Below are 13,021 nucleotides of genomic sequence, written 5' to 3' on the forward strand. Positions count from 1 at the left end.
TCAGGCCACCCCCTGCGGTTCTTCGATCGGCTCTTTGATCCGTACGGCGGCATCGACACCCGTGTCGAAGCTGGCGTCGACGGAACGCGCCGGCTCCGGGCGACCGGGCTTGAGCAACCCGTCCAGCCGTTCGCGCAGCTGTTCCTCCCAGCGGGGCAGGACCTTGCCCGTGAGGCGGCGCCCGAGCTTGAACAGGTGGTTCGCGATGCCGTTGGGGTCGCGGCCGAGCAGAACGGCCCCGAAGCCCAGGACCGCGAACAGGAGCCCGGCCAGCTCCGGCGAGGAGGACTGCCAGACCGGCAGCAGCATGAGTGCGGTGCCACCCAGCAGGGCACCGGTCACCGAGGTGACGCCGAACACGACGGCGAGGAGCAGCACGAGCAGCGACTGGAAGTAGAGGAAGTCCGCCGCTCCGACGGTTCCGCGCAGGCCGGCGAAGAGGGCTCCGGCGACGCCGGCCATGCCCGCCGACAGCGAGAACAACCCGACGCGGAACCAGCGCAGGTCCAGGCCGAGGGTGCCGCACCCGGACGGGCTGTCGCGGGTCGCGATGAGGATCCGACCCAGGGCACCGCGACGCAGCCACAGCAGGAACAACCCCATCAGGACGAAGGCCAGCACCATGAACCACACGTAGGCCGTGTCGCTGCCGATCTTCACGCCGAGGACGGAGAGGCGCTCCGTGGCGAGCGTGCCGTTGAACTTGAAGGCGTAGTCGGCCTGGAAGATCATCTTGTCCATCAGCACGGCGAACGCCATCGTCGACAGCGCCAGGTAGAGGCCGGTCAGCCGGAGCACGGGCAGCGCGACGAGCGCCCCGACCCCTGCCGCGATCGCTGCCGCCAGCACCAGACCGAGCAGGTTGGGCTGGTCGAGCTTGGCGTAGGCCAGGGCACCGACGCCGGCGAAGGTGAACTGCGCGAGCGAGACGTGGCCGCCGTACCCGGTCAGGAGCACCAGCGACAGCATCACCATCGCGTACGTCGCCGCGACACCGATCAGCAACACGTCGGAGCGCGACACGACCCCGATCAGCACGAAGGCGAGGGCGAGGAGCACGCCGCCCGCGCCGAGGCTCTTGCGCAGCGCCGGCACGGGTGCGGCCACGAGGCCCTTGACCTGCCCGATGCGCAGCTGGGTCTGGGGCATGGCGACGACCACCACGAACAGGAAGAGCGCCGGGATCACCGGGCGGATGGTCGACCAGAAGCCGTCGGTCGGCAGGTAGGCCACCGCCCACGACTCCAGGATGCCCAGACCCATGGCACCGGCGAAGGTGAGCGGGAGGCTCTTCAGGCGCCCGAGCATCGCCGCGGCGTACGCGTTGATGACCAGCAGCGTCAGGGCGTAGTAGTCCAGGCCCACGACCGGCGTCAGCAGGATGCCGGCGAGCGCGGCCAGGGACATGCCGATGGCCCACGCCAGCGCGGCGACCGTGTCCGGCTTGCCGCCGAAGAGCTTGAGCAGCTCGGGGTTGTCGACCGACGCGCGCATCGCCGTACCGACCCTGGTCCGGTTCAGCAACAGGTACAGACCGATCGCGACCACGATGGAGCAGACGATGGTGATCAGCTGGTGCGCGGTGATGTAGGTGTCACCGAGCTGCCAGCCGGTCTCGGGGTGGAACGGCAGCAACACCCGGGGCTCCGGTGGCCAGATGTACTGCGCGACCCCGATCAGGCCGACGAGCAGGCCGACGGCGACGACCAGCGCCACCGACACCGGCCCCTCCCCCAGGCCCCGCGTGACGAACCGCTGGATGAACCAGCCGATGGCCGGTGCGACCACGCCGAGGACGAGGAACAGCGACAACAACGTCGGCAGGCCCTGACGCTGGCTGAAGTCCCAGAAGGTGAACGCCAGCACCATCCCGAAGGCACCGTGGGCGATGTTGAACACCCGGGTGGTCGCATACGTCAGCACCAGGCCGCTGGCCATGATCGCGTACGCGGCGCCGGTGAACAGTCCGAGCAGCGTGAAGGCGAACAGGGAGCTCATCGGTGGATCAGCCGCCGATGCCGGAGTTCACGGTCCGACCGCAGAGGTAGGAGCCGGAGGAGACCTGCTGCCAGCGACCGCCCTTGTACTGGGCGATCTTGAGGCAGGGAGGCGTGTTGGCGGTGCCGAGGTTCATCGCCGTGTGGGCACCGTTGCCGGTCCAGCTCGTCGTGCTGCGAACGGCCTGGATCAGGGAGGCCCGGTTCAGCTTGCCACCCAGCGCGATGGCCTTCTCGACGAACAGGCGCGCCGCCGACCAGGCGTAGAGGCCGTAGTAGTTCGGGACCGCGCCGGGCTTCACCTGCTGGAGGTAGGACAGGTAGAGCTGGACCTCGGCGTTGTTCTTGTTCTCGAAGAGGTCGTTCGCGGCCCAGATGTAGGTGTTCTCGGCGACGCTGCCGGCCTGCTCGAGGTAGCGCTTGTCGTAGATGGTCGGGTCCTGGAAGAAGGCATCCGGCTTGAAGCCCTGCTGCTGCATGGCCTGCTGCAGCTTGACCGAGTTCTGGTACGGCCCCGTGTAGCTGACGATCTTCACGCCCTTGGACTTCATCTGCTGGACGTACGGCGCGAAGTTGAACTCGGCGACGTCGATGCCCTGCAGGTAGGTCACCTTCCAGCCGGCGCCCTTCTCGTAACCGGCGGCCTGGCTCTTGGTGTTGACCGGCGCTGCGCCGGCGTTGACGTAGAGGAACGCGGCGTTCTTGACGGCGGTCGGGTACTTCTGGGCGAACCACTTGGCCGCAGCGTCCGGGATCAGGTTCGTGCGGATCGAGTACGCCGCGAAGCAGCTCTTGCAGTCCTGGCGCTCTGGGCTGGTGATGACCGAGCGCAGGTCGGGCAGGCCGCAGGCGTTGGCGGTGGCCGCGCCGCCGCTGTCGAACGCGGACATGGACCCGACTGCGGCAAACGCCTGGTCGCACGCCTTGACGTAGGCCTGCTGGTCCGCGCCGGCGTCGGCGCGGCTGTCGAGGTTGACCAGCTCGATCTTGCGGCCGCAGATGGTGCCCTGGGAGTTGAAGTAGTCGAAATAGGCCCGCGTCGCCTGCTGGGCGGACTCGAAGATGCCGGGCACGGGGCCGGAGATGTCAGCGATGTTGGCGATCGTGATCGCCTTGTCGGTGATCCCCTTCTGGTTCTTGAAGCCAGCGCAGGAACCCGCCTTGGTCCCGCCGGACGGGGAACCCTTGGTGCCACCTCCACCCGAGCCGGCGGGGCCGCCGGAACCGCTCGCCGGGCCGGTGGCCGCGCCACCGGGGGCGCCGGCGTCCCCGGCCGCGGGGGCACCGGGGTCGACGGCGGCATCGGTGGCGGTGCCGTCGGTGGGCGCCGCAGCACCCCCGTCAGCACCAGGTGCCCCGGCCTCGGGTCCGGAGCCGTTGACATCGGCCACCGTTCCCGGGTCGAGCTGGGAGCCGCAGGCAGCGAGGAGCAGGACCAGGAAAGCAGCGCTCACAAGGCGCACGACACGAAAGGCAGACAATCTGGGCTCCTCCAGGGATGACCAGGCCCCAGCGAGACCTTCACCGGGAGCAACGAGACGATGTGATCAACGTCATGCGTTTGGCCGATAAAACTAGAACAAGTTTCATTTCCTGGCAAACGACGTTCGTTCCGGGCGGGAACCGCGCGCTCACCTGCCACGTCGAAGGCATCATGAGGGCCATGCATCTCCGACACCGTCGTCCGCGCACCGTTCATCTTCTGGGGCACCGTCTGGTTCACCGTCTGGGCCGCCGCCCTCTGGGCGCCGTCGTCCTGACCGCCGGGCTCGCTCTGGCGGCGGCCGGCTGCGGACACGAGAACGACAAGGCCAGCGACGACGCCGAGGTCCAGACCGAACCGCCTGCCACGAGCACGACCACAACGGCCCCGGCCAACGACTACCCGGACTTCGCGCCCGAGGACTACACCTACGAGCTCGAGGTGCTCTGCTACTGCCCGCAGGTCGGCGTCATCGGGGTCGTCGTCGCGGACGGCAAGGTCACCGAGGCGAAGTCCCTCACCGGAGAGACCAAGGGCCAGGACGTCCCGGAGTTCGGCCGGCTGACGATCAACGACATCATCGCGCGCGCCAACGACCCGAAGATCGACGAGGCCGAGGTGACCTGGCCGGCCGGCCAGGACTACCCCTCAACGGTGGCGCTCGACCACCTCGAGATGGCCACCGACGACGAGGTGACCTACACGATCAAGGACGTGCAGGTCACCCAGTAGTTCATCGCGGGACGAGGGCCCAGTAGTCGAGGTCGAGCAGGACGCCGGCGGCGTACTTGCCGGTCTCGGCGTCGCGCAGGGTCATCGACTCGTCGCGGTCCCGCGTCGCCACCAGGCGCAGGCGCAGCGCGCCGACGCTCGGCACCGCGGTCTCGGCCTTCTCGAGCACCTCGGACCAGGCGTAGATCGTGTCGCCACCGAAGGCTGGAGCGGTGTGGGCTCCGGCGTTGATGGCCGCGACCAGCTGCGCGTTCGCGAGGCCGTTGAACGACAGCGCGCGGGCGAGCGAGATCACGTGGCCGCCGTACACGAGTCGGTTGCCGTCGGGGCGGGCCTGCACGTTGAAGTGCACCTTGGCGGTGTTCTGCCACAGCCGTGTCGCCTGCTGGTGCTCGGAGTCGGTGAGCGTCACGCCGTCGACGTGGTCGATCTTCTCCCCGACCGCGTAGTCGTCGAACCGGTGCGGTTCACCGGCCGCAGCGAAGTCGTACGCCGAGAAGTCCAGTCCCTCCGGAAGCACGAGGTCGGTCGCCGCCACGACGGGCGACAGCTCGGGTACGACGGCGTCGGGAGCGGGCGCGTCCACGTCCCGCTTGTGCACCATCACCCACCGGGCCCAGTCGAGGGCGACCTCGCCGCGCTGGTTGGTGGCGGTCGAGCGCACGTAGACCACGCCGCTCTTGCCGTTGGAGTTCTGCTTGAGACCGATCACCTCGGAGCGGGTGCTCAAGGTGTCGCCCGGGACGACCGGCTGGTGGAAGCGGCACTCGGCGTACCCGAGGTTGGCGACCGCGTTCAGCGAGATGTCCGGGACGGTCTTGCCGAAGGCGATGTGGAAGGCGATCAGCTCCTCGACCGGGTGCGGGTCGAGGCCCACCGAGGCCGCGAAGGCGGCAGAGGACGGTACGGCGAACCGGGTCGGGTACAGCGAGCCGTAGACGGCGCGGTCGCCCTCGGTGACCGTGCGCGGCGTGGCGTGCTGCAGGACCTGCCCGACCGTGAAGTCCTCGAAGAAGTTGCCCGGGTTCGTCTTGTTCTCGGTCGCGGTCACTTGAGCTTGTAGTCCTTGAGCAGCGAGCGGCCGATGATCATCTTCTGGATGTCGGAGGTGCCCTCGCCGATGAGCATGAACTTGACCTCGCGCATCAGGCGCTCGATCTCGTACTCCTTGGAGTAGCCGTAGCCACCGTGGATCCGGAAGGAGTCCTCGACGACCTCGTTGGCGAGCTCGGCCGCGACCATCTTGGCCATCCCGGCCTCGACGTCCATCCGCTGACCGGTGTCCTTGAGGCGGGCGGCGCGGACCATCATCGTGTGCGAGGTCTCGACCTTGGTCGCCATGTCGGCCAGGCGGAACAGCACGGCCTGGTGCTCGGCGATGTACTTGCCGAACGTCTTGCGCTGCTGGGCATAGGCGATGCCGAGCTCGAAACCGCGCCAGGCCAGGCCACACGCACGGGCGGCGACGTTGACCCGGCCGACCTCGACGCCGTCCATCATCTGGAAGAAGCCCTTGCCGGGCACCCCGCCGAGGATCTGGTCGGCACCGAGCTTGTGGTCCTCCAGGATGAGCTCGGTCGTCTCGACGCCCTTGTAGCCCATCTTGTCGATCTTGCCGGGCACGGTGACGCCCTGGGCGGTCTCCCCGAAGCCGGGTTCCTTCTCGACCAGGAAGGTGGTCATGTTCTTGTAGACGCTCTCGGCGCCCTCGTCGGTCTTGCAGAGCACGGCGACCAGGGTGGACGTGCCGCCGTTGGTCAGCCACATCTTCTGGCCGGTGATGGAGTACGAGCCGTCCTCGAGCTTCGTGCCCTTGGTCGCGACCGCGGAGACGTCGGAGCCGAGGCCGGGCTCGGACATCGAGAACGCGCCGCGGACCTCGCCGGTCGCCATCCGCGGGAGGTACTTGGCCTTCTGCTCGTCGGTGCCGTGCTGCATCAGCAGGTAGGCCACGATGAAGTGGGTGTTGATGACACCCGAGACGCTCATCCAGCCGCGGGCGATCTCCTCGACGACCAGCGCGTAGGTCAGCAGCGACTCGCCCAGTCCACCGAACTCCTCGGGGATGGTCAGGCCGAAGACACCGAGCTCCTTGAGGCCCTCGATGATGTCGGTCGGATACTCGTCGGCGTGCTCGAGGTCCTGGGCCACCGGGATGATCTGCTCGTCCACGAAGACACGTACGGCCTTCAGGATCTCGACCTGGTCCTCGTTGAGTCCCTCGGTCTGACAAAGCTTCGGCATCACAGTTCCCTTTCGCTGGTACGACCGACGGCACTGTACCCGTCGGTAGGGGTCGCAGCCGCCCGCTGAGATCCCCACGTGAACAAGGTCACGCGGCCACCCTCGAGCGAGCGCCGAGCAAGTGCTGCCGGACACCGCAGTGGCTTAGCATCCCGCCATGACCAGCTCGTACGACGCCTCGCCCACGCCCGACGCCGCCAGCGCCCAGGTGGCGGAGCTCACCGCTGCGCTCCAGCAGCTCTCGAAGACGATCGAGGGCTTCCACCACGCGGTCATCGACTTCAACACCGTCATCGAGCGCGCCGACGCGCTCGTTGCTCGCGCGGAGGTGGCGCTGGCGCCGCTCGCCGCGACCCAGCAGGTCGGTGACCAGATCAAGGTCGCAAGCCAGCTGGCCGGTCAGGTGGCCAGCGCCGCCGTCAAGCGTGGCGTTGCCGCCGGCAAGGGCCTGACGCAGCGCACCTGATCACTTCATGCCGAGTGCGGTGGCCAGCGGTCCGGCGAGGTACTCGGAGTACTCGAAGGTGATGTGTTCCCGGTCGCGCAGCGGCACGACGTCTCCGATCACGGGTGGGCACTGACCATCGGCGCAGAACCACTTCTGCACGTCGATGAAGTCGACCCCGGACTCCTTCGCGACGTCGCGGAACACGTGCTGGCCGCGCTCGGTCACCGGGCTCGGCGCGAACATGCAGTCACCGAGGTCCACGTCACGCTGTGAGAGGCAGACGCCGGGCGAGCGCTCGACCTTGGGCACGTTGCCGAGCATCACGACCCGGTCCGAGGACTGCTCGAGGATCTCGAGCTCCTCGGCCAGCCCGCGCTCCTGGCGACCGCCGGCCATGGTCGGGACCCGGTAGAAGTTGTTGGCGATGACCGTGAGGGCAGGCTGCAGGTCGGCCACCTGCTCCACGGCCCATTCCTTGAAGGCGGCGCACTCGGGCCACGGGCGGTTGCCCTTCTGGTCGCGCGTCACGGTGTTGGCCGGACATCCGCTGAAGACCAGCTGGTAGACGGCGTAGCCGTACTTCTTGCCGATGACGTTGAGGGCGGGGCCCCACATGCGTGCATGCGAGTCACCGATGACCACGATCGACCGCTGCGCGTCGACGTCACCGAACGGGCAGAGCTTGGTGGCCTCGAGGGTGTAGTCGCAGTCGCCCAGGGGCGCCACCGATTCCCGGAGCCGGCCCAGGTCGGGCTTCAGCCCGCCGGGCACCGGCCGTCCGTCCTGCGCGGCCAGGACCGAGGCCTGGACCAGCGCAACCGCCGGGTCGGCGCTCAGGTCGTTGGCCTCGTAGTCCGACGTCGAGATCTCCGGGTTGTCCTCGAACGCCGCGATCTGGTGATCCACCCAGGCCCGGGCCCCGAACGCGGAGCCGATGACCAGCGCGAGGCTGACCGGGTAGAGACCGACCGCCCGCATCCGCGGCTTCCACTGCACGCCACGTCGGAACGGCTCCTCGACCAGGTGGTACGACGCCGCGCTCAGGCCCAGGATCAGGACCAGCACGAGCGCGAGGTGCGGGCGACTGAGCCGCTGCTCCTCCCAGTGCGCCTGGGCGATCAGCAGCACCGGGAAGTGCCACAGGTACAGCGAGTACGACCAGTCGCCCAGCACCCGGACCGGGCGGAGCGAGAAGAGCCGGAACCAGTACGTCGACGGAGCGCTCGTGCTCGCGCCGGCCGCCAGCAGCAGGCCACTGCCGCCCACGGGAACCAGCGCGGCGATGCCCGGCATCGGCGTCGCCGAGCTGAACGTCAGGGTGGCGTGGGCGATCAGGACCAGTCCCGTCACGCCGGCGAACTCGGTCGCCCAACGCGGAAACGCCGGTCGCCGTCCCCACAGCAGGGTCGCCAGCAGGCCACCGACCCCGAGCTCCCAAGCGCGCGCCGGCGTCGAGAAGTAGGCCGCCGTCGGGTCGGCCTCGGTCACCCACACGGAATACGCGAGCGACCCGAGCGTCACCGCTCCGAGCACGACCACGACCGCGCGCCGCAGCGCCCGGTCGGCGTGCTCGGGGAGCGCATGGCCCCATCGGCGCAGCGCCACCGCGATCAGCAGCAACAGGACCGGGATGACGACGTAGAACTGCTCCTCGACCGCCAGCGACCAGTAGTGCTGCACCGGCGAGGGGGGCTCCCCTTCCGCGAAGTAGTCGGTCTCGACCATCGCGAACCTGATGTTGGCGCCGAAGAAGGCAGCCCACACCGCGTCCTTGATGACCTCGATGCTGCGCACGAACGGGAGGAACCAGGCCGCAGCGAAGGCCGTCACGACCAGCACGACCGTCGCGGCCGGGATCACCCGGCGTGCGCGACGGGCATAGAAGTCGACGATCGAGATCCGACGGCTCTCACCGGCTTCGCGCACCAGCAGGCCGACGATCAGGAAACCCGAGATGACGAAGAAGACGTCCACGCCCACGAAACCGCCCGCCGCCGTACGGAATCCGGCGTGCGCCAGGATCACCAGGCCGACGGCCAGGGCTCGCAGGCCCTGGATGTCGGAGCGGAACGCCCGCGTCTCCGTCACAGCGGTCCTCCTGGGCGTGGCATCGGGTCGACTCGGTCGGGTCATGGGAAGCGGCCACCGATGCCTGCGACAAGGCCAGTTCGGAGTGAAGCCTCAGGTACGATACCCGCTATGCCCGACGACTCCGGGAAGCACCGGCACTCACGACGGGCGGATCTCCTGCCCGTCCTTGCCGTTGTGCTCCTGGGCGCCCTGATGCTCGGCATCGCCACCCTGTGGGACGGCGGGCTGCCCGACGCCGCGAGCGAGGACTCCGCCAAGGATCCGGCTGCCGCCGCCGCCCTCGATCCCCAGGTCTCCGACGACACCCGGCCCCGCAACGACCGCGAGGACCGGGTCACCGACGGCAGCATCATCGAGGGCGTCGAGGACTCCGCACTCCTGGAGGACGTCAAGGCCGCCGAGGCGCAGGTCAAGAAGGTCCGCATGGAGTCGGCGACCTTCAAGATCGCCACCTTCAACGTGCTCGGCAACAACTACACCGCCCCCGGCGGCTCCCGGGCCAGTTGGCCCGACGCAGGTCCGCGGGCGAGCATGACGGTCGGCCTGATCCGCAACCACGGCGCCGACGTCGTCGGCGTCCAGGAGGCGAGGGCGCCGCAGTACGCCGCCATCAGGAACGGGCTCGGGTGGGAGGCCTACTCCAAGCCCGGCGACACCGACAACGGCATCATGTGGAACCCGTCGGTCTTCGAGCTCGTCGCCGCCGACAACTTCCAGATCCCCTACAACGGTGGGCACCGGGCGCAGAGCATCGTGCGGCTCCGTCACAAGCAGAGCCGGCGCGAGTTCTACGTCCTCAACATGCACACCACCTCGGGCCACAGCGGATCGCGCATCGCCAGCCGCAACGCGGGCATGCGGATCGCCGCGGACTACGTGAACTCGCTGAAGTCGGAGAAGGTGCCGATCTTCCTGGTCGGCGACATGAACGACCGCGGGAACTTCTACTGCCGCGTGATCCCGCCGACCGGGATGATCGCGGCCCAGGGTGGCGGCGGCACCTGCGGCAGCGCCCCCCGGATGCGGCCCGTCGACTGGATCACCGCGTACGGCGGCGTCACCTTCAGCGGATACGTCGACGACTTCTCGGCCGAGGACCGCCACATCAGCGACCACCCGATCGTGGTCGCTACGGCGACCCTGGTGGGCGCGAAGAACTGATTGCCTGGCTCTGTGCCTGGCTCTGTGCCTGACCCAGCGCGTTGCGCAGGGTCCGGACCTCGTCGAGCAGCACCGCGACCAGCTCGGTCGCCGTCGCCACCATCTCGGCATCGGTGACCGAGTCGGGGGTCCGTCGCGGCGGGAGGTCGTCCGGCACGCGCAGCTTCTCGATGTCGCCGACGACGTCGATCGCGTGCGCCCGGAGGTAGGCCACGGCCTCGGTCCCGCGGACGCGGCACTCCTCGATGCGTTCGCCGGAAGGCCAGAACCGCTCGCCCCCACGCGGCACGAGCCGCTCGTCGGCGAGGAAGGTGCGCAGGTACACGCCCTTGTCGAACGCGTTGTTGAACGAGTCCAGATGGGCGTTGACCCGCCGCAGGGTCTCGGCCTCGACCACACCCATGGACTCGTTGCGCAGGGACTCACCCAGGTCGTAGGCCTCGCCGGTCAGGCCCAGCACGCCCGCGAACCGGTGCCAGATGTCGTCACGAGGAGCGGAGGTGTCGACCGGGAGGACATGGATCCGGTCATGCGGCACGGCCCGTGACCACCGCTCCAGGACCAGCCGCAGGTCCAGGGTCCGCCAGTTCCAGATGTCCGTCGGCCGCGAGGAGACCGTGCGCGAGTAGTCCTCGATCGAGGCGACGGCCTTGTTCTTCAGGCTCTCCTGCCACGACGCGGCGAAGAGGCCCAACGGTTCTCGCGCCGTCACGACGAGCTCCACCTGCGCGGGCGCCAGGTCCTCGACCATCCGCCAGGCCTGCTCGGCGCTCGCGCCGGCGAAGAACTCGTGGCTGATCAGCGCCGTGCCCTGCCAGGCAGCGATCTCGGCGCACAGCCGCGCCCAGGAGCTGCGTTCCTCCTCGGCACGGCGCGGGTGCCGGCCGAGGTGGGGGTCCTCGCAGACGACCCGGCTCGCCCAGAGATGGTCGCGACGCTCGTCGCCCGGCAACAGGACGCCGTCGCGAGCCAGCTGGTCACGCGCCCCCCACAAGATGTCCTGGAGGTAGGTGGTCGCCGTTTTCGGCAGGCCCAGATGGAGGTGGACGCGTTCGGCCATCAGGCACCGGTCACAGAGCGCGCTGGAACTTCTCGATGGCCTCGGAGATCCGGGTCTCGTCACGGCTCGCCATCGGGATGAGCAGCTCCTGGACGACGTCGGCGAGCTCGGCCAGCCGCAGGTGGTGACGGCGCAGCTCCGCGATCTCGGTCTCCAGACCGGCCACACGCGTCCGCAGCTGCTCGAGTTCGTCCCGCTTGCTCATGTCCACTCCACCACCAGTCGTCCAATGGCACGGGGCCGATCAGCGCCCGCGTCGTACAGCGTGGTCGAGACCACGGATCCACCCTGCGCCTCGACCAGCGCGACGACCCGGTCCAGGGCCAGGGGACGAAGGCCGAAGTCGGGCTCGCCCCCGCCCGTCCAGACGTCAGCATAAAGTCTCCCGCCGCCCCGCAGGGCGGCCGCAGCGAACCTCACGAGCGCTTCGCGTCCCGCCCGGTTGGTGGCCTCGAAGACGTGCCGGGCAAGGATCACCCGGGGCTCGTCGATCCGCGAGATCCGGGCGACCTCGGCGAGGGGCGAGCGCCACTCGGTCAGGTTGAGGGTGCGGACCTCCAGCGGCAGACCTTCGCTCCGGGCCACCCGCAACGCGCCCCGGGCACCCCGCGGAACGAAGTCGTAGGCAGTGGTCGCGAAGCCCTGCCGGGCCAGCCACAGTGCGTCGGCAGCGTGACCCGCGCCGACGTCGAGCACACGGGTCCCGGGCGCCGTCTCGGCCGCCACCAGCTCCGCGAGGTCGGACGGCACCGCGTCCGGCGTACGACCACCCTTGGCATTCAGCTCGCGTTCCCACGGTCGGCGGTACGCCGACGTACCGCGGAACCAGGCGTTGAACCGGTCCACCACGGGCTGCGGGGTCTCGAACTTGTACGCCGGGTCCGGCACCCGCCAGCTCGGCCCGTACATCGCCTCGAGGAGCTTCTCGGGCCGGGCGGGACAGCTGAACTCGCGTCCCATCAGCGAGCAGGTCCCGAAGGGGTACAGCCACTCCTCCTCGAACGGCACCCCCACCTCGCCCAGCAGGAAAAGCATGCCGTGGTCGAGGAAGCCGCCGAAGAGGTCGAGGCCGCGCACCGAACCATCGGACTCGCGGACGTCGATCCGGAAGGCACCGCCGCTGTAGCGGTGGGTGGCGAACCCGCGCTTGACCACTTCCCGCTGCAACGCGAACGACTCCCGGATCACGTCGGCCGGCGTGGAGTACGACGACACGTACCCGAGGTCGGCATCCGAGTCGTGGCCCAGGAAGGTGCCCTCACGCACCGCTCCAAGCAGGGTTCCGTAGGCCGGGAACGCGGCGATCCCGACCTCGCGCAGCATCTCGGTGACCTGTTCGATGGCATCGAGCAGCGGCCGCAGCTGGTCCTCGGAACGCACCGAGAACGTCGGGCTGAACCGGCCGGACTTGTCGAGACTGATCTCCAGGCCGGCCGCGTTGACGAAGGAGATCCGGGCCTCCGAGGCGCCGAACGCGCGTTCGTCGTCGAAGAGCACCTGGTCGCTGACGTGGTCGCGCACGGTGATCCGGGCGCGGCCGTCGAGGAACCGGCGCATCCGGTCGGGCCAGGCGGCCTGCCGCTGCCCGTTGGGCAGGCGCACCGTGTCGCGCGACATCCAGAAGGACCAGATCCTGCGGTCGTCGAAGAGGACGTCGACCACCCGGTCCTCGCCTCGGGCAGCGAGCGTGACGCCCGTGGGATCCACCGAGGTCACCCGGGTACCCCGAGCGGAGGCGGCCAGTCCGCGGAGCTCAGCGGCAGCCAGCGCGACCTTGCGACGCACGTCGCGCTACCTCCCCCACC

At 69.2% G+C, this 13,021-nt stretch carries 11 protein-coding genes; 3 read left to right on the plus strand and 8 right to left on the minus strand.

Annotated elements, in window-relative coordinates; all coding sequences use genetic code 11:
* Entirely contained in the window at positions 1 to 1,998 is a 1,998-nt protein-coding gene (locus ASD84_RS05445) for an ABC transporter permease (RefSeq protein WP_082573171.1), read from the minus strand.
* 7 nt (positions 1,999 to 2,005) lie between these two features.
* Complete coding sequence (locus ASD84_RS05450) at positions 2,006 to 3,451, minus strand: ABC transporter substrate-binding protein (RefSeq protein WP_056707467.1); 1,446 nt, start codon at positions 3,449 to 3,451, stop codon at positions 2,006 to 2,008.
* 209 nt (positions 3,452 to 3,660) lie between these two features.
* Between ASD84_RS05450 and ASD84_RS05455 the strand changes: the two genes are divergently transcribed.
* Positions 3,661 to 4,212, plus strand: a complete 552-nt coding sequence (locus ASD84_RS05455) for a DUF6174 domain-containing protein (protein WP_056707471.1) — start codon at positions 3,661 to 3,663, stop codon at positions 4,210 to 4,212.
* Between the two features lies 1 nt (position 4,213).
* Here the strand turns inward: ASD84_RS05455 and ASD84_RS05460 are convergent, their stop codons facing one another.
* A complete protein-coding gene (locus ASD84_RS05460) occupies positions 4,214 to 5,263 on the minus strand; it encodes a MaoC family dehydratase (RefSeq protein ID WP_056707474.1) in 1,050 nt (349 codons plus the stop codon).
* Positions 5,260 to 6,456, minus strand: coding sequence for an acyl-CoA dehydrogenase family protein (locus tag ASD84_RS05465; RefSeq protein WP_056707476.1), 1,197 nt, complete (start codon positions 6,454 to 6,456; stop codon positions 5,260 to 5,262). Before ASD84_RS05465 ends, ASD84_RS05460 begins: the two co-directional genes overlap by 4 nt.
* Positions 6,457 to 6,613: 157 nt before the next feature.
* Between ASD84_RS05465 and ASD84_RS05470 the strand changes: the two genes are divergently transcribed.
* A complete protein-coding gene (locus ASD84_RS05470) occupies positions 6,614 to 6,922 on the plus strand; it encodes a hypothetical protein (RefSeq protein ID WP_056707479.1) in 309 nt (102 codons plus the stop codon).
* On the opposite strand, the gene ASD84_RS05475 is transcribed toward ASD84_RS05470, so the two are convergent.
* A complete protein-coding gene (locus ASD84_RS05475; protein ID WP_056707482.1) occupies positions 6,923 to 8,992 on the minus strand; it encodes an acyltransferase family protein in 2,070 nt (689 codons plus the stop codon). It lies immediately after the preceding gene.
* A gap of 111 nt (positions 8,993 to 9,103) precedes the next feature.
* On the opposite strand from ASD84_RS05475, the gene ASD84_RS05480 reads away from it, so the two are divergent.
* Positions 9,104 to 10,156 carry an endonuclease/exonuclease/phosphatase family protein gene (locus ASD84_RS05480; RefSeq protein ID WP_056707485.1) on the plus strand — a complete coding sequence of 351 codons (1,053 nt, stop codon included), beginning with the start codon at positions 9,104 to 9,106 and terminating at the stop codon, positions 10,154 to 10,156.
* Here ASD84_RS05480 and ASD84_RS05485 read toward each other — a convergent pair.
* From ASD84_RS05485 to ASD84_RS05495, 3 genes are read right to left on the minus strand one after another with little or no spacing between them, the layout of a single operon-like run.
* The gene (locus ASD84_RS05485) at positions 10,125 to 11,216 is read right to left on the minus strand and encodes a hypothetical protein (protein ID WP_056707488.1); all 1,092 of its coding nucleotides are present in this window, start codon (positions 11,214 to 11,216) and stop codon (positions 10,125 to 10,127) included. The two genes, ASD84_RS05480 and ASD84_RS05485, sit on opposite strands and share 32 nt — an antisense overlap.
* A gap of 10 nt (positions 11,217 to 11,226) precedes the next feature.
* A complete protein-coding gene (locus ASD84_RS05490; RefSeq protein WP_056707492.1) occupies positions 11,227 to 11,421 on the minus strand; it encodes a DUF6752 domain-containing protein in 195 nt (64 codons plus the stop codon).
* Positions 11,418 to 13,001 carry a class I SAM-dependent methyltransferase gene (locus ASD84_RS05495; protein ID WP_056707495.1) on the minus strand — a complete coding sequence of 528 codons (1,584 nt, stop codon included), beginning with the start codon at positions 12,999 to 13,001 and terminating at the stop codon, positions 11,418 to 11,420. The genes ASD84_RS05490 and ASD84_RS05495 overlap by 4 nt, the downstream gene beginning before the upstream one ends.
* Between the last annotated feature and the right edge of the window lie 20 nt (positions 13,002 to 13,021).

Origin of the sequence: Nocardioides sp. Root682, assembly GCF_001427795.1 — a bacterium.
Classification (GTDB): domain Bacteria; phylum Actinomycetota; class Actinomycetes; order Propionibacteriales; family Nocardioidaceae; genus Nocardioides.